This is a genomic window from Polaromonas sp. P4_F6, assembly GCF_056401275.1.
Map to the genome: position 1 here is coordinate 501,946 of NZ_JBFUJQ010000002.1, position 14,498 is coordinate 516,443.

A 14,498-nucleotide genomic window follows, 5' to 3' on the forward strand; every position below is an offset into this window, starting at 1 on the left:
CCGGCCAAACACCCGGGTCACATTCGCCCCCTTCTGTCATCCCCTCACGCACGGGAGCACGCCATGAGCACCACCCTGAACGCCAATCCCGCCTCCCACGCCAACCCTCATACCGGCGCGGCCGGCCAGCGGCCGCCGCACATGGCAACACGGCTCGCCCACGGCCTGCTGGCCGTGCGCAACGAGGACGGCAGCGTCACGCTGGAGATGGCGCAGCCGCTCACGCTGCAGGCCGAGGAGCTTGAAGACCTGGTGACGGACCTGGCCGGCCTGCGCGCCGAGCTGGACCCGCCCTACCCGCTGGACTGCCCGCCACTGTGCGCGCTGGAGCCCTGCTACACGCCGCGCCACTGGGTAGCCTGCGACCCGCTGACCGGCAAGATTTTGCTGTTCCTGCGGCACCACCTTTTCGGCTGGCTGGGCATCGTGCAGACACCCGAGGCCTCGCTGGAAATGCTCAAGTCGGTGGCCGTGGAGATGAAGAAACTGGAGCTGTCGGAGCGCAGCCCGGGCCAGGGCCTGCACTGAACTAAAGGATTAGTGGCGGGGCTGGCCGCAAACCCATCGGCTTAGTTTTTGCCAATGCAAGCGCCTTCCGGTGAAGGCGCTTTCTTTTGCTTACGCATGGTCACGTTTTTGTCCCGCAATTGTCATCACGGCGCCGCCCTGCGCTCCTACCATGGAGGCCATAACCCCCAAACCGAAATCACTTCAAAGAGGTCTTCACCATGGCATACGTCAAAGCACCGCCACATGACTACCGCATTGAAAACGTCGACCCGGTCAAGGGCAGCCTGTTGCCGCCCAGCAGTTCCAACCATGTTTTTGCGGACTATTCCCTGGCGGTCGCCGTCGCCGTCAAAAGCGTCGCCGACCCTACGCGCCAGGAAGTGCGCGTGGTCCACATCCCCAGCGGCGAAGTCGTGTTCCGCACTTCCGGCTCTTCCGGCGCCAGCCAGTCGTTTTGATTTTGCGAACAGCTCAGGCCAGCCGCACGCTGGCCGCGAAATGGTCGTAGACCACCGAGATCCTTCGCAGGTGGCGCGATTCGGCATGCGCCAGCAACCACAGGTCTGACTCGCAGCCTTCCAGCGCACCGCCCAGCGGCACCAGCGCCGGCTCACCGGCCAGCATGAACACCGGCACAATGCCCACCCCCAGCCCCGCCTTGATCGCATCCATCACCGCCACAATGCCGTCGGCGTAGTGACGCGGTGTCACCTTGGGCAGCTGCTTGCGGCGCCACAGCACCGAGGGATGTTCGGGCAAGGCTTCATCGGGGGCTATCCAGTCAAAGCCGGCGAGCACGTCCGGCGCTGAAGGTTTCTTCGCCGCCGACAAGGCCTTGGCCTGCGCCTTGAGGCCGCACAGCACAAAACGCACCGTGCCCAGCTTGCGCCCCACCAGGTGGTCGGGCGGCTTGCGCGTGGCGCGCAGGGCCAGGTCGGCATCGCGCCGGCTCAGGCTGGCCAGCTCGTTGCCGGTTCGCAGGTCCAGCTGCAGCAGGGGGTGCTGCGCCAGCAGCGGTTTGAGGGAGGGCAGCACCAGCCCGCGCAGCACGGCGTCGGTGGTCGTGAGCCGCACCCGGCCGGCCACGCCTTCATGCGGGTGCTGGGCGCCGGCGCGCGCGGCTTCGAGCTCGGCCTCTATGCGCTCGGCATGCGGCACCAGGCCCAGCATGGGCTCGGTCGGCAGGTAGCCGAGGCGGGAGCGCTCAAACAGGCGCTGGCCCAGGCTTTTCTCGATCCGCTGCACCGAGCGGAACACCGTGGAGGCATCGGCGCCCAGCCGCCGCGCGGCTTCGGCCAGCGTGGCGCCGCGCACCAGCGCCAGCAGGGTTTGCAGGTCGTAGGCTGTCAAGGCATATTGCGTTTTTGCAACGGATGTTTTCATAGTTGCTAATTTACATTGCTTTCTTGCAATCATAAAGTGGCGACTCCTTCAACTCCAGCCCTTGACCGGGCACCGCACCATGAACACCACCTCTTCTGCCGACAACCCCGCCGCCAGCCACGGCGCCGCGCTGCTGCGCATCGCCCTGGGCACCATGTGGATCACCCACGCGCTGCTGAAAATTTTCGTCTTCACCCTGCCCGGCACGGCGCAGTTTTTCGAATCAGTCGGCCTGCCGGGCTATATGGCCTATACCGTGGTCGCGGCCGAGCTGGCCGGCGGCGCGGCCTTGCTGTTGGGCTTTTACGGCCGCCAGGCCTCGCTGCTGCTGGCGCCGGTGCTGGCGGTGGTCGTCTGGGTGCACTGGCCCAACGGCTGGGTGTTCACCAGCCCCAAGGGCGGCTGGGAATACCCGCTGTTCCTGCTGGTGGCCTCGCTGGCGCAATGGCTGCTCGGCGACGGCGTATGGGCCGCGCGCCGCAGCAGCCTGCTGGCGCCCCGCTGATTGCACAAGGAACATGCCATGAAGCTCACCCTCATCAGCCATGCGCTGTGCCCTTACGTCCAGCGCGCGGCCATCGTGCTCGCCGAAAAAGGCGTGGCCTTTGAGCGCCACGATGTGGACCTCGCCAACAAACCCGACTGGTTCAAGGCCGTCTCGCCCCTGGGCAAGACCCCGGTGCTGCTGGTGGACGAGGACGCGGTTTTTGAATCGGCCGTGATCTGCGAATACCTGGACGACACCCTGCTGCCGCGCCTGCACCCGGGCGATGCGCTCCAGCGCGCACGGCACCGGGCGTGGATGGAGTTCGGCTCCAGCGTGCTGAACACCATCGCCGCCTTTTACAACGCGCCCGATGCCGCCGCCCTGCAAAAGCGGCGCGAAGAACTGGCCGGCAGGTTCGCGCAGCTGGAGGCCGTGCTACCGGCACAAGGGCCTTTCTTTTCAGGCAGCGCCTTCAGCCTCGTCGACGCGGTCTTCGGCCCGGTATTCCGTTATTTCGACGTCTTTGAGGCGCTTGGTCAAAGCGGCTTCTTTGACGCGACGCCCAAGGTGCTCGCCTGGCGCGCCGCACTGGCGCGGCGACCCTCCGTGCGGCAGGCCGTGCGCGGCGACTATGCGGCCGCCCTCACGCAGTTCCTGCGCCGGCGCGGCTCCGAACTTTCGCGGCGAATGGAGGGAGTCGCCACGGCTTGGCAAAGGTCCTAGACCTGGCGGAAGTTCGCGAGGATCTTGAGCAGGTTGCGCGTGGCACCGTCCAGCACCTCCGGCGGCCGGTGCACCATGGCCGTGTGGCGTACCAGCGCGGGCTTGAGCGGCAGCAGTTGCACATCGTGCCGCACATGCGACTCTTGCTCCGACTCCTCCCGGGGCAGCACGGCAGCGCCGTAACCGGCGGCCACCAGGCTCTTGATGGCCTCGGAATAATTGAGCTCTATGCGCGCGCGCGGCGTAAAGCCCGCATCGGCAAACCAGGCCATGGTCATGCGGTACATATGGGTGGGCGTCTCGTTGAAGATCAGCGGCTTGCCGGCCAGCCAGGCGGGCGTCGCGTGTTTCGGCGCCTTCCAGCGCCTGGGCACAAAAGCCATCATGGGGTCGCTGCGCCAGTGCGTGATCACCATGCCGCGCTGCGCCGGCGGCGGCGTGGCCACCAGGCCCACGTCCAGCGTGCCCTGCGCCAGCCGCTCCAGAGTGTCGGCTGAACCCAGGATGCTGACCTCGACGTCGATGTCGGGATGGGCCAGCTCCATGGCCTTGAGCACCTGCGGCAAAAAATAGACCAGCACCCCGGTGGTACTGCCCAGGCGCACGCGGCCGGCGCGGCCTTCGACGTGGCGCTTGACCGCATCGACCGCGTCGTCGGCGTCGCGCAGCAGGCGGCGCGCCCGCTCCACCAGCACGGCACCCGCCGGCGTGGGCTCGACCTTGCGCCCGCCCCGCACCACCAACGGCGTGCCGAGACGGCTTTCGAGCTCGCTCACGTGCAGGCTCACGGTGGGCTGCGCCAGGTGCAGGCCCTGCGCCGCGGCCGAAAAAGTGCCCAGGTCGGTGATGGCCACCAGGGTGCGCAGCTGGTCCAGGTTCAATTCGCGCATGGAAGGTGCCTCATAAAGTCCTTCATCAGGATTACTGATAGTTTTAATCAGAAAACTCAACTTCCACAATACCAGAATAAATTGCACCATGGGCGCCTGGCTTCATCCACACCGTCACACCCCAAGGAGCACCCCATGCCTTCCGCCACCATTCCCACCGTTTCACCGGGCTGGCCCCTCACAGCGGGACTGCAGCGCTTTGCGGGCCTGGCGGCTGCGCTGTGCAGGCTTGGTGGCGCCTGGTTCAGGCCATCGCGCGGCGGCGCACCGACGCCGCCCCGATTGCAGCGGGACGAGCTGATGGCCATGAGCAGCCACGAGCTGAACGACCTGGGCATAGGCCGCAGCGAGATCCCGGCCCTGTTCGGCGAGCCCTCATCCTGGAGGTCCAGCCGGCATTAAAAGCCGGCCACCAAGGCCTTGCTTGCTGCGAGAATCGGGGCCATGGCCGCCCCTCCAACCTCCAGCAGCTCCTGGCTCAGCGCCGCCGTCGTCCGCATTGAAGCCGACTACCAGCGCAGCGCCGACACCCACCTGATCCCCCTGCCGCTGCCGGAGTTCGCCGCGCGCGGCATCGATTTCTACCTCAAGGACGAATCCACACACCCGACCGGCAGCCTCAAGCACCGGCTGGCGCGTTCGCTGTTTTTGTACGCGCTGTGCAACGGCCTGATCCATGAACGCAGCACCATCGTGGAGGCTTCCAGCGGCTCCACGGCGGTCAGCGAGGCCTACTTCGCGCGCCTGCTGGGCCTGCCCTTTATCGCGGTGATGCCGCGCAGCACCTCACCCGAAAAAGTCGCGCAGATCGAGTTTTACGGCGGGCGCTGCCACTGGGTAGACAGCGCCGCGCAGGTCTACGACGAAGCGCGCAGGCTGGCCCGGGAAACCGGCGGCCACTACATGGACCAGTTCACCTATGCCGAGCGCGCCACCGACTGGCGCGGCAACAACAATATTGCCGAAAGCATGTTCAGCCAGATGGCGCGCGAAAGGCACCCCGTGCCGCGCTGGATCGTGGTGGGCGCGGGCACGGGCGGCACCAGCGCCACCATAGGCCGCTATGTGCGCTACCAGCGCCACGACAGCCGGCTCTGCGTGGCCGACCCGGTGGGTTCGGTCTTTGCCGCTTATCACCGCAGCGGCGATGCCGGCCTCACCGGCGCGGGCTCGCGCATCGAGGGCATAGGCCGGCCGCGCGTGGAAGCCAGCTTTATCCGCACCGTGATAGACCGCATGGTGGAGGTCGCCGATGTGGACTCGCTTGCCGCCATGCAGGCGCTTTCGCAGCTACTGGGCCGCCGTGTCGGGCCGTCCACCGGCACCAATCTGGTCGGCATGCTGGCGCTGGCGCACGAGATGCTGGCGCGCGGCGAGCAAGGCTCCATCCTGTCGCTGCTGTGCGATTCGGGTGAGCGCTACCTGCCGACTTACTACAACGCCGAGTGGGTGGCCGGGACCATCGGCGACTGCACGGCCGCCCAGGCGCAGATCGCCAGGCTGCTGCGACCCGCGCCCACCGCCTGAAGAAACCCCATGCCTTTGCCGCCGCCCACGCGCACCCTGCCCGCCCTGCTGCCCAGGCGCGGCCTGCTGCTGGCCGGCGCCGCGCTGGCCGGGTGGGGAGGCATCACCCGCCCGGCACTGGCCCTGCCCGCCAAAACCCTGGCGTTCCCGCGCGACCGCGGCGCCCACCCCGAATTTCGCACCGAGTGGTGGTACATCACGGGCCAGGCCAGCGCCGAAGCGGGCAAGCGGGTGTTCGGCTTCCAGCTCACTTTTTTCCGCTCGCGCGTGGACGCCACCCAGGGCATGGCCTCGAAATTCGCCGCCAAACAGCTGCTCTTTGCCCACGCGGCCCTGACCGACGTGCAGGGCAAAAAACTCTGGCACGACCAGCGCATCGCGCGCGGCGGCTTTGGCATCGCCACCGCCAGCGAACGCGACATGGACCTCAAGCTGCGCGACTGGTCGCTCAAAGCCCAAGGCGGCAAGTACATCGCGGAGTTGCCGTCCAGCGACTTCGCGCTCAAGCTGGCGTTTGAGGAGACGCAGCAGGTGCTGCTGCAGGGCAAACAAGGCCTGTCGCGCAAAGGCCCCGAGGAAAAGCAGGCCAGCTACTACTACAGCCAGCCGCAGTTGGCCGCACGCGGCAGCCTGCGGCTCAAAGGCCAGGATTTTGCCGTGAGCGGCAAGGCCTGGCTGGACCACGAATGGAGCGAGGAAATCCTGCACCCCGACGCCGCGGGCTGGGACTGGATAGGCATGAACCTCACGGACGGCAGCGCCCTGACCGCCTTCCGGCTGCGCGGCAAGGACGGCGGCACGCTGTGGGACGGCGGCTCCTTCCGCTCGCCCAAGGGCGGCTTGTACAGCTTCAGCCGCGGCGAAGTCATCTTCAAGCCCGTGCGCCACTGGAAAAGCCCGCTGACGCAAACCAGCTACCCGGTTGAATGGATAGTCCGCACGCCGGCCGATTTTTATACCGTGCGCGCCGTCATCGACAACCAGGAACTCGACAGCCGCCAATCCACGGGCTCCATTTATTGGGAAGGCTTGAGTGAGCTGATCGATAGCAACGGCAAGCTCGTGGGAATGGGCTACCTCGAGATGACGGGGTATGCGCAGCCGCTGCGGATGTGAATTCGCCACCCCTCTTCAAATTTCAACAGGAGAAGGCCCATGCGTTGGGTAGCCATCTTTGACGACAAACCCGGGATGCTGGCCGTACGCCAGGAGCGAGAGCCCCTGCACCTGGCCTATCTGCTTGCCCATGAAACCGAAATCCTCATCGCGGGCGGTTTGCGAGAGGCGCCGGGCGGCGGCTTTGTCGGCGGGCTCTGGGTGCTGGAGGTTGCGTCCAGGGAACGCGCCGTTGCACTTGTCGAAAACGATCCCTACTTCGTCCCGACCTGCCGCAGCTACCGGCTGCTGACCTGGGGCAAAGCCTTGGCCGACAAAGAAGCCGTGCTGTGAAACCGGCAGGTTTCAGGACCCTCGCCGTCGCCTGTGTCCTGGGCCTGTGCCTGCCGGGCTCGCCAGCCCTTGCGCAATCCGGCGATGACGCCTGGAGCCAGTCATACGATGCCGCGTCACGGACACGCTACATCCCGCTCGAGTTGATTCTGGGTGCGCCCTGGGACGGAAAGAAGGAAATCGCCCTCCCGAAAGGTCACTTCACCGAAGGCGTGGCGCGCGACCCCAGCACCTGGCACGGCCCGGTTGAGTGGCGGCACCCGCAGACCGGCGAGAAGCTGATGGTGTACGACCGCTCCCGCCGCGGCGTCTGGCAAAAATTCGCGCTACGTGCCGATGGGAGCGCGATCGGCCGGGTGGCCGACAGCCGTTTTGATATCGATAGCTGTGACCAGGAAGCCAAATACCCGCTGGGCTACTGGACGCAGTCGGAAGTCCGGCAATTTGAATACCGCTGCTGGTATGCGTCGGGGGCGAGCCGCCTCCCTGCCGAGATGGTCACAACACTCACCATTGAACAGATCGATTTTGACTACCGCGGCTCGCCGCATTCGCTGCAAGTTCGCTGGGTACTGAGACGCAAAAACGACGCGCGTGAAATAGACAACCGGGTTTATATATTTTCTCCCGGCAAAGGCGCAGTGTCGGTGCGTTGAACGATAAAGCGAGCGCCTGGAAACGCCATGCGCCAGTGTGACTACACTGGTACATCCCCCAGCCCCAGACTCAAACCTCCAAAATGGAATTCTTCACCCTGGTGACCTGCGTCGCCATCGCCGTCTACATCCTCAAACTGTCGGAGGAACGCCGGCGCATTGCCCTGCTGGGCAGCCACCTGGGCCAGTACCAGATCGAAAAACTGATGGAGACCCTGACCGACGGTTACCTGCGGGCCCTGGGCGAGAAAGAACCGGAGCGCCGCGAACAGGTCTGGAACCAGCTGGCCGGCAGCGAACTCAAGCTGTGCGAGCAATTCACCCTTTTTGCCGCGGGCTTTTCCAAGGTCGATGAAGTGGAGGCGCGCACCAGCAAGCTGCCGATCACGTTTCCCTTCGCGACCAAGCTGCTGCCGGGCCTGAGCTTCGACATGCGGAAAATGCTGGCCATCCACGCCCAGGGCATTCTGCGCGCAACGGAAAACAGCGCCCAGCGCACGCCCAAGGACAAGGCCTTCACGATGTCGGCCGAACTGTTCCTGATGCAGCACAGCTGCCACTGGTTCTGCAAGTCCAAGGCCGTGGCCTCGGCGCGCATGATGGTGCGGCACAAGACTTCTCATGAGCAGCTCGTGGCCTCGGTGTCGCCCGAGACGCGCGAGGCCTATCTCGCCTTGACGGGCCGGTGACGCCACCGGCCACCCGCCTGTCACCCGCGCTACAGCGCGCTACCCCTGTCCGTCCTATATTTCCAGCCATGACGGACTCCACCCTGCTGAATACACTGCAAGCGGTAAACCACACCGCTTCCTTCAACCGCTGGGCCGGCTTTGAGGTTGTTCGCGCCGCAGCCGGCGAGGCCGAGATACGCATGGCCTGGCGCGAGGAGGACATGGGCCAGTACGCGGGCTATCTGCACGCGGGCCTGATAGGCGCGATGCTGGACACGGCCTGCGGTTATGCGGCCGCCACGGTAGCGGGCCGCGTGCTGGCCTCACACTTTTCAGTGAACTGCCTGGCACCGGCCGTGGGCCGCGGCTTTGTGGCGCGCGGGCGCGTGGTCAAGGCCGGGCGCAAGCAGGTGTTTGCCGCCGCCGAATTATTTGCCGAGCAGGAAACCGGTGCACCGCTGCTGGTGGCAACCGGCGAGGCAATTCTCGTGCCGGTGGAACCGTCGGTCGGGCAGCCTTAGCCGCCTGAAGACCTACGATCAACGCGCCGACACAGTGTTTCCGACGATCTTAAACATCACGGTAATCCGGAATATTCAAGCGCGCCAGTTCCTGTGCATTGGCCACCGCCGTTGCATCGGCAGCAGCGGCATCGGGAAGCCAATTGAACGCGCCCGCTCCCTGAAACAGCAACAACCCGTCTTTAAAGCGTCGAGCTTTGGTGAAATTAACCCAGTCGATGCGCACTTCGCTACTTTGGCCGACTGCGTAGGCGCCAGTCTCCAATAGAGACAACGCAATCTGGTCGTTATAGAAAGGCGATTTCCGAAATCGCCTCCGAATGATCCATGCATCAATGGGCCAACCCAGCAAAAGCGTGCCAAGTACGGCTCCACAAAAGACCGCAAGGATAGGAACGCTTTTGTATACGGCAAAAAGCAAGGGGAGTCCAAACACACCCGCCAAAATCCACTTCAACCCAAGAAATGGGCGGCGCCACCAAAGTTGCTGGCGATAGCGCAGGAAAGTCGTGAGCAAATGGTCTTCCGAGAAACGGAAACGGTATTCGGCGCGCATTCAGATCTCCGGCATTTCATTTCAATTGAAGGGCACACCTTATCGCGGCAGCTGAGGGCTTATGTGATTGAACAGTTGAAACGGATAAGCCCTTGCCTGTCATAGGGCACCGCCCTCGATGGAAGGGTTAGCCTGCTGTATTTTTGAGCCGAAATTTGAGCGCGAACTCGCAACGCGGGTTCGAACCCGACGCAGGGCACCGAAAAGACGCGGTATCCCGTTCCCTGGTGAACACCAGTTCTTCCTTGGGGCTACCGGTTACCAGCACCCACCCGGCCTGCTGCAGCGCGGCTCGCAGATTGATGCCGGTTGTTGATGCCACCTCGCATGCCAAAGTGAGTGACTTTTTAAAGTATGAGCAGCGAATAGCCTCAGGCGAGACGCCAGCTGCGCGAAGCAGATTGCCACCTTCGACCCTGTACCTGGCCTCCAACCGCCCAACGAGGGGTTCGTTGTTCTGAGGAGACTGAGGAAAGAGCCATAACAGGACAGCGAGTACGAAAGCGATGCCTCCTACAAGAAGCACAAGCATGACACTGCGGATGCCCTGCTCAACGGGTCTCGCGGAGGACGGTGATCGATCGAGCGTCACTTGGGGCCGGGTTTGCGAACTGGTTGGGTATGCACTATAGCCTCAGTGTCCCCAAAACGTGTTCGGTGCTTTCAGGAGGTGCGTCATAACCGAAGGATTGAGCTCTGACGAAAGTTGCAGAACGAAATTACGGTTTCAGTTCCTTCGGCATCCGCCCCTGGCGAAAGAGGCTCGGCGTAACAAATAAGCGCTCAACGGCCCTTCCCTCAAGTACATAAGCTTCATCCCCACATGTCTGGCGCCAACCAGGATGGAATGGAAATGTCAGGGAAAGCCTTTGTGGTCCGTCTATCGATAGCAGGCGCCAATCGAAAGAACGCCAGTTGACACAGGCATCCATGTCGTCGTCGTTCAATTGTCTTTCGCAGATTGACTTGGGATCACGAGATTTGCGCTTCAAACAAGTGGCGTGCGCCTGCTTGTCCTCCCGGAACGTTCTTTCAATGGCTGTTCCAAGGAGAGCATTCAGTTCTTCCTGGGCGTCGGCCTTGAACAGTGATTGAACAGGAACCTGGACTCCCGCTGCGTAGTCGAAAACCAAAGTCTCAATGGCATGCTGCGGCCGGGTACCTCCAAGCCATTCCGTGTACAAGGTAAAGAGAATATAGGGGCCGAAGATATGTTCAGGGAACAACTCAGATTGCGTATTGGCAGAACCGCGGAATTCTTTGTCGCGGCCAAGTTCCGCCAAAACACGCGAGTCCTTCATGGCCCGTGCTCGACGTGAAATCTCCGTGTCACCTTGAAACAACGCTGTCAGCGCAACCGTTCGAGCCCAGCCATTTAGCTTTCCAAGGCGTGCTGCGTTTTTATCCGAGAACACAGGGTATTTCCAGGCTACCGAATAGGCTCCGTTTTCCGGCGGCTCACGAGCATCAGCCGGCCATTCCGGGATCTCGCCTCCYGCATATTTGAAATTCGACGGAGCATCAACGGTCTCGCTTGCTGCTGCAGCAATAGACGTGGCCATTGCGAAAACCAGGATTGCGTTTAGAGCCCAGACTAATGGATTGAAGCGAACGCATGCTGCCATGACTTGGAGGCCTCCAATGAAATGTATGTCAGAAGATCTGTCAAGTTCTGATGCCATCGTTCCGAATCTCCCGCAGTATGTCCGCCGCGGGCCGATTGAGCTTCTCAATTTCCCGGCCGCCCTTGAGAACATAGTCACCGCCCCAACGCAGATGCTCGTCCGCATACAGGACCCGGACTTCGAGCGCCGGCCACTTCTTCGACAACGCCTTGACCAGCGGCTTGGGAAAGGCTGATGCGGTGGTGAAGCGGACGGTGATCTGATCAGGCCCCGCTTCAATCTTTGAATCTTCGGCGTTCCACTTGGCGCCCCAATGCTTTTTGCACCAGTCGTACCAGGACCCAAAGCCGTGCTTCTCGATGTTCTCCTTGTACTGGCGCGCGGGCGCCAGGTACATCTCCGCGCAATCAAGGCTGCGAATGCATGCCAGCAGTTGTTCGCGGGACTCGAGCGGAAACGGATGGCCGAGCTTCGCGGCCGATTCCTTCCATGTCCAGTACTTGGCGGGCTCTGTCCAGTCGCCATACAGCGCGTCGTAACCCGTCGTCACCGCGCTGCTTTCTTCAATCTCAAGTTCCGGCGGCATCGGAATCACCGAATTGAAATCGAAGGCTTCCGCGCTGAAATGGGCATCGCGGCAAGATGCCAGCGAATCAGGGTCTCCTGAAAGTCGCAGCAAAACAAATACGGCGTCTGACATGGCAGCCTAGACCTGGAGGTAAGGGTCAGGAACAGGCAATTATTTCAACTCGGCGTAGCTCATCTCGCCAATCTTCTTGGCAAGCGTGTCTATCCCCAGCCAGGCGTTCCGGTAGTAGTCTTCAACGGAGTAGGTCCTTCCCTGGTAGGCAATGACGGCCTTGATCTCGTCCTTGCCGGCGAACGCCCCGGCGAGGAAACGCGAGGCGTCCTCGCGGGCCGTGTACGACTTGACAGTCAGGCTTGCCTCTTTCTGCGTCGTTACCTTGCGCCCCGCCTTGGCGGCGGCTTCGTTGTAGCCGGCAACAATAAGGGAAGGAATCTGCGGTTTGACCACGCAGGGACCGCAATCCAGGGTCACTTTGAGGGCAGGCAGCTCAGCCATGGGAGCAGCACTGGCCTGGGGCGCCGAGCCGGTTTGAGTCGTGGTGGCACAGCCCGAGATGACGGCCGCACCGGCGATGAGAAAAAGGCCCAGGTGATTTTTTATGCTCAAGGTAACTCCTTCGTGTGGTGATGGGGCTGGCGAAGCCTGGGCTAGTGTAAGGGGCCAGACTGCGGCGCGGCCTGGCGGGCATGCGCTGGCCCGCACGTCAAACACCGATTGCAACACGACCGTGCAAGCCCTTGCGTGGGCGAGCCGGAGCTGTCAAAACACCAGCGAAACCACCATAGAAGTTCGCGCCTGCGGTGCTACTCAGGCATCGCGGCAATAACACCGCTCTGCGAACTGCTTCAGGATACCCAGCGTCCCGGTCCAGTAAAACTGCAGGTGCTTGAAGATGCTGACCGTCGGGAAGCCTGCCGCCATGAGTGTCAGCAATGTGGCATCCCCTTGGGGTGCCAGGCTGAACGTCAAAGTCGTGAAATTTTCGGGTTCATCGGGAAGCCGGGACAAGGAGCTCAAATGGGTGTAACTGAGCCGCTCCATGGGCTTGAACTCCAGGACCACGCCGGTGTTCCGGAAGGGCAAGTGGTGCAGGCCACTCACCACCATCGGACCACCGACCGTCCAGTCGGTCTCTATGCCGATCTCCATCTCTGGCTCGCCCATCCACAGCTTCATTTTCCCGGTGTCGACCAGGCTGTCCCACACAAGCGGTGTGGGTGCCTTGATATGCGTGTTGAGTTCGAAGGACTGCGTCATGGAAGGTGCGCTGGCTAATGCGCGCCTGCCGCGGCGTCCGCACTCCCCGCCCCGGCATGGGTATGCCGCGTCAAAAACACCAGCGGAATCAGCAGCAGGAAGATCAGCGCCGACACATAAAACACGTCGTTGGCCGCGAGCATATAAGCCTGCTGGTCGGCCAGGCGGTTGAGGGTCCCCAGGGCTTGTTCTGGCGTAAGGCCGGCGCCTGCCAGACCATTGAGGGCGCTGTTGGTGGCGCTGCTGCCCTGGTTCACGTACTCGCTGATCTGCGCATGGTGCATGGCGGCGCGGTCCTGCCAGATGGTGGTGGCGATCGAGGTGCCGAAGGAGCCGGCCGTGATGCGCACGAAGTTGGACAGGCCCGACGCCGCCGGAATCTTCTCGGGTGCAATACCCGACAGCGTGATGGTGACCAGCGGGATAAAGAAGAAGGCCATGGCCACGCCCTGGATGATGGTCGGGATCATGATGGTCTGGAAGTCGGCCTGGGTGTTGAAGTGCGAACGCATCCACAGCACCAGCGCGAACACCATGAAGGCAAAGGCGGCAAAGCGGCGCGGGTCGACCTTGGCGATGTTCTTGCCGACCACCGGCGACAGCAGCAAGGCAAAAGCCCCCACGGGCGCCAGCACCATGCCGGCCTGTGTCGCGGTGTAGCCCATGTACTGCTGCAGCCACAGGGGCAGCAGCACCACGTTGCCGAAGAAAAGGCCGTAGCCCACCGACAGCGCGAGCGCGCCGGCCCAGAAGTTGCGCTTCTTGAACAGCGTGAGGTCCACCACCGGGTGCTCTTCGGTGAGCTCCCAGATCACAAAAGCCGCCAGGCCGACGACCGCGATGATGCCCAGCGCGATGACCTCGCCGGAATGGAACCAGTCGAGTTCCTGGCCCTTGTCGAGCATGATCTGCAGCGAGCCGACCCAGACCACCAGCAGCGCCAGCCCCACGGAATCGATGGGCAGCTTTTTGGTGGGGCTTTCACGTTTGTGGAAGATGCTCCAGGTGATGAAGGCCGCGCCGAAGCCGACGGGAATGTTGATGTAAAAAATCCAGGGCCAGGAAATGTTGTCGGTGATCCAGCCGCCCAGCAGCGGCCCCATCACCGGCGCGATCAAGGTCGTCATGGACCACAGGGCCATGGCCAGCCCGGCCAGCGCTTTCGGATAGCTCGACAGCAGCAACGCCTGCGACAGCGGGATCATGGGCCCGGCGACCAGGCCTTGCAACACGCGCAGAAAAATCAGCGTGGTCATGTTGGGCGCCAGGCCGCACAGCCAGGAAGTCAGCACAAACAGCATGACGCTGGCCGTGAACAGGCGCACCTGGCCGAAGCGCTGCGACAGCCAGCCGGTGAGCGGCACGGCAATCGCGTTGGCCACACCAAAGCTGGTGATGACCCAGGTGCCCTGGTTGGGACTCACGCCCAGGTCGCCGGCGATGGCGGGCAGCGACACGTTGGCGATGGAGGTGTCCAGCACGTTCATGAAGGTCGCGGCCGACAGGGCCAGCGTGCCCCACAGGCGTGCCGACCCCGTCAGCGGCGGGGGTGGGATATAGGCGGAAGCAGGTGCGGAAGCCATGAAAGCCTTGCGAAGAAAGAGCTGGTGGAAACCGCGATGGGATTCGCCGCGGTTACGCGTGCCTGGTGGTG

19 protein-coding genes are annotated in these 14,498 nt (G+C 63.2%); 11 read left to right on the forward strand and 8 right to left on the reverse strand.

The window, feature by feature from the left end; translation table 11 throughout:
- Positions 1 to 63 precede the first annotated feature (63 nt).
- Together AC1DUN_RS08205 and AC1DUN_RS08210 are read left to right on the forward strand one after the other, a co-directional pair.
- Positions 64 to 528 (forward strand): hypothetical protein, encoded by a 465-nt coding sequence (locus AC1DUN_RS08205; protein ID WP_477713533.1) that lies wholly within the window; start codon positions 64 to 66, stop codon positions 526 to 528.
- A gap of 200 nt (positions 529 to 728) precedes the next feature.
- On the forward strand, positions 729 to 968 hold the full coding sequence (locus AC1DUN_RS08210) for a hypothetical protein (protein ID WP_413329346.1): 240 nt from the start codon (positions 729 to 731) through the stop codon (positions 966 to 968).
- Positions 969 to 981: 13 nt separating this feature from the next.
- On the opposite strand, the gene AC1DUN_RS08215 is transcribed toward AC1DUN_RS08210, so the two are convergent.
- Positions 982 to 1,893 carry a LysR family transcriptional regulator gene (locus AC1DUN_RS08215; RefSeq protein WP_477713534.1) on the reverse strand — a complete coding sequence of 304 codons (912 nt, stop codon included), beginning with the start codon at positions 1,891 to 1,893 and terminating at the stop codon, positions 982 to 984.
- 79 nt (positions 1,894 to 1,972) lie between these two features.
- On the opposite strand from AC1DUN_RS08215, the gene AC1DUN_RS08220 reads away from it, so the two are divergent.
- Both AC1DUN_RS08220 and AC1DUN_RS08225 read left to right on the forward strand, forming a co-directional pair.
- A complete protein-coding gene (locus AC1DUN_RS08220; RefSeq protein ID WP_477713535.1) occupies positions 1,973 to 2,398 on the forward strand; it encodes a DoxX family protein in 426 nt (141 codons plus the stop codon).
- An 18-nt stretch (positions 2,399 to 2,416) separates the two neighbouring features.
- Positions 2,417 to 3,103, forward strand: coding sequence for a glutathione S-transferase family protein (locus AC1DUN_RS08225; protein ID WP_477713536.1), 687 nt, complete (start codon positions 2,417 to 2,419; stop codon positions 3,101 to 3,103).
- On the opposite strand, the gene AC1DUN_RS08230 is transcribed toward AC1DUN_RS08225, so the two are convergent.
- Positions 3,100 to 3,993, reverse strand: a complete 894-nt coding sequence (locus tag AC1DUN_RS08230; protein WP_477713537.1) for a LysR family transcriptional regulator — start codon at positions 3,991 to 3,993, stop codon at positions 3,100 to 3,102. The two genes, AC1DUN_RS08225 and AC1DUN_RS08230, sit on opposite strands and share 4 nt — an antisense overlap.
- Positions 3,994 to 4,128: 135 nt before the next feature.
- Between AC1DUN_RS08230 and AC1DUN_RS08235 the strand changes: the two genes are divergently transcribed.
- The 7 genes from AC1DUN_RS08235 (at position 4,129) to AC1DUN_RS08265 (ending at position 8,817) form a co-directional block, all read left to right on the forward strand.
- Positions 4,129 to 4,395, forward strand: coding sequence for a DUF1127 domain-containing protein (locus tag AC1DUN_RS08235; protein ID WP_477713538.1), 267 nt, complete (start codon positions 4,129 to 4,131; stop codon positions 4,393 to 4,395).
- A gap of 42 nt (positions 4,396 to 4,437) precedes the next feature.
- Positions 4,438 to 5,520, forward strand: a complete 1,083-nt coding sequence (locus tag AC1DUN_RS08240) for a PLP-dependent cysteine synthase family protein (protein ID WP_477713539.1) — start codon at positions 4,438 to 4,440, stop codon at positions 5,518 to 5,520.
- A 9-nt stretch (positions 5,521 to 5,529) separates the two neighbouring features.
- Positions 5,530 to 6,636 (forward strand): lipocalin-like domain-containing protein, encoded by a 1,107-nt coding sequence (locus tag AC1DUN_RS08245; RefSeq protein WP_477713540.1) that lies wholly within the window; start codon positions 5,530 to 5,532, stop codon positions 6,634 to 6,636.
- 39 nt (positions 6,637 to 6,675) lie between these two features.
- A complete protein-coding gene (locus AC1DUN_RS08250) occupies positions 6,676 to 6,969 on the forward strand; it encodes a YciI family protein (RefSeq protein WP_477713541.1) in 294 nt (97 codons plus the stop codon).
- Complete coding sequence (locus AC1DUN_RS08255; RefSeq protein WP_477713542.1) at positions 6,966 to 7,625, forward strand: hypothetical protein; 660 nt, start codon at positions 6,966 to 6,968, stop codon at positions 7,623 to 7,625. The genes AC1DUN_RS08250 and AC1DUN_RS08255 overlap by 4 nt, the downstream gene beginning before the upstream one ends.
- Positions 7,626 to 7,708: 83 nt before the next feature.
- The gene (locus AC1DUN_RS08260; RefSeq protein ID WP_477713543.1) at positions 7,709 to 8,314 is read left to right on the forward strand and encodes a hypothetical protein; all 606 of its coding nucleotides are present in this window, start codon (positions 7,709 to 7,711) and stop codon (positions 8,312 to 8,314) included.
- Positions 8,315 to 8,382: 68 nt separating this feature from the next.
- Positions 8,383 to 8,817, forward strand: coding sequence for a PaaI family thioesterase (locus AC1DUN_RS08265; RefSeq protein WP_477713544.1), 435 nt, complete (start codon positions 8,383 to 8,385; stop codon positions 8,815 to 8,817).
- A 49-nt stretch (positions 8,818 to 8,866) separates the two neighbouring features.
- Here the strand turns inward: AC1DUN_RS08265 and AC1DUN_RS08270 are convergent, their stop codons facing one another.
- The 6 genes from AC1DUN_RS08270 to AC1DUN_RS08295 all read right to left on the reverse strand — a co-directional run bounded on the left by AC1DUN_RS08270 (position 8,867) and on the right by AC1DUN_RS08295 (position 14,427).
- Positions 8,867 to 9,373 carry a hypothetical protein gene (locus AC1DUN_RS08270; protein ID WP_477713545.1) on the reverse strand — a complete coding sequence of 169 codons (507 nt, stop codon included), beginning with the start codon at positions 9,371 to 9,373 and terminating at the stop codon, positions 8,867 to 8,869.
- 719 nt (positions 9,374 to 10,092) lie between these two features.
- Complete coding sequence (locus AC1DUN_RS08275) at positions 10,093 to 10,935, reverse strand: hypothetical protein (RefSeq protein WP_477713546.1); 843 nt, start codon at positions 10,933 to 10,935, stop codon at positions 10,093 to 10,095.
- 103 nt (positions 10,936 to 11,038) lie between these two features.
- Positions 11,039 to 11,698 (reverse strand): DUF1281 family ferredoxin-like fold protein, encoded by a 660-nt coding sequence (locus AC1DUN_RS08280; protein ID WP_477713547.1) that lies wholly within the window; start codon positions 11,696 to 11,698, stop codon positions 11,039 to 11,041.
- A gap of 39 nt (positions 11,699 to 11,737) precedes the next feature.
- Entirely contained in the window at positions 11,738 to 12,193 is a 456-nt protein-coding gene (locus AC1DUN_RS08285) for a hypothetical protein (RefSeq protein WP_477713548.1), read from the reverse strand.
- Between the two features lie 201 nt (positions 12,194 to 12,394).
- Positions 12,395 to 12,844: an SRPBCC family protein gene (locus AC1DUN_RS08290; RefSeq protein WP_477713549.1), complete on the reverse strand. Its 450-nt coding sequence runs from the start codon at positions 12,842 to 12,844 to the stop codon at positions 12,395 to 12,397.
- A gap of 14 nt (positions 12,845 to 12,858) precedes the next feature.
- Positions 12,859 to 14,427: a DHA2 family efflux MFS transporter permease subunit gene (locus AC1DUN_RS08295; protein WP_477713550.1), complete on the reverse strand. Its 1,569-nt coding sequence runs from the start codon at positions 14,425 to 14,427 to the stop codon at positions 12,859 to 12,861.
- Positions 14,428 to 14,498: the final 71 nt, after the last annotated feature.

Coding starts and splice junctions, on each gene's coding strand:
- AC1DUN_RS08260 (WP_477713543.1), top strand. CDS start 7,709: ATGGAATTCTTCACCCTGGTGACCTGCGTCGCCATCGCCGTCTACATC.
- AC1DUN_RS08280 (WP_477713547.1), bottom strand. CDS start 11,698: ATGTCAGACGCCGTATTTGTTTTGCTGCGACTTTCAGGAGACCCTGAT.
- AC1DUN_RS08245 (WP_477713540.1), top strand. CDS start 5,530: ATGCCTTTGCCGCCGCCCACGCGCACCCTGCCCGCCCTGCTGCCCAGG.
- AC1DUN_RS08265 (WP_477713544.1), top strand. CDS start 8,383: ATGACGGACTCCACCCTGCTGAATACACTGCAAGCGGTAAACCACACC.
- AC1DUN_RS08230 (WP_477713537.1), bottom strand. CDS start 3,993: ATGCGCGAATTGAACCTGGACCAGCTGCGCACCCTGGTGGCCATCACC.
- AC1DUN_RS08205 (WP_477713533.1), top strand. CDS start 64: ATGAGCACCACCCTGAACGCCAATCCCGCCTCCCACGCCAACCCTCAT.
- AC1DUN_RS08295 (WP_477713550.1), bottom strand. CDS start 14,427: ATGGCTTCCGCACCTGCTTCCGCCTATATCCCACCCCCGCCGCTGACG.
- AC1DUN_RS08290 (WP_477713549.1), bottom strand. CDS start 12,844: ATGACGCAGTCCTTCGAACTCAACACGCATATCAAGGCACCCACACCG.
- AC1DUN_RS08210 (WP_413329346.1), top strand. CDS start 729: ATGGCATACGTCAAAGCACCGCCACATGACTACCGCATTGAAAACGTC.
- AC1DUN_RS08235 (WP_477713538.1), top strand. CDS start 4,129: ATGCCTTCCGCCACCATTCCCACCGTTTCACCGGGCTGGCCCCTCACA.
- AC1DUN_RS08240 (WP_477713539.1), top strand. CDS start 4,438: ATGGCCGCCCCTCCAACCTCCAGCAGCTCCTGGCTCAGCGCCGCCGTC.
- AC1DUN_RS08225 (WP_477713536.1), top strand. CDS start 2,417: ATGAAGCTCACCCTCATCAGCCATGCGCTGTGCCCTTACGTCCAGCGC.
- AC1DUN_RS08215 (WP_477713534.1), bottom strand. CDS start 1,893: ATGAAAACATCCGTTGCAAAAACGCAATATGCCTTGACAGCCTACGAC.
- AC1DUN_RS08270 (WP_477713545.1), bottom strand. CDS start 9,373: ATGCGCGCCGAATACCGTTTCCGTTTCTCGGAAGACCATTTGCTCACG.
- AC1DUN_RS08250 (WP_477713541.1), top strand. CDS start 6,676: ATGCGTTGGGTAGCCATCTTTGACGACAAACCCGGGATGCTGGCCGTA.
- AC1DUN_RS08220 (WP_477713535.1), top strand. CDS start 1,973: ATGAACACCACCTCTTCTGCCGACAACCCCGCCGCCAGCCACGGCGCC.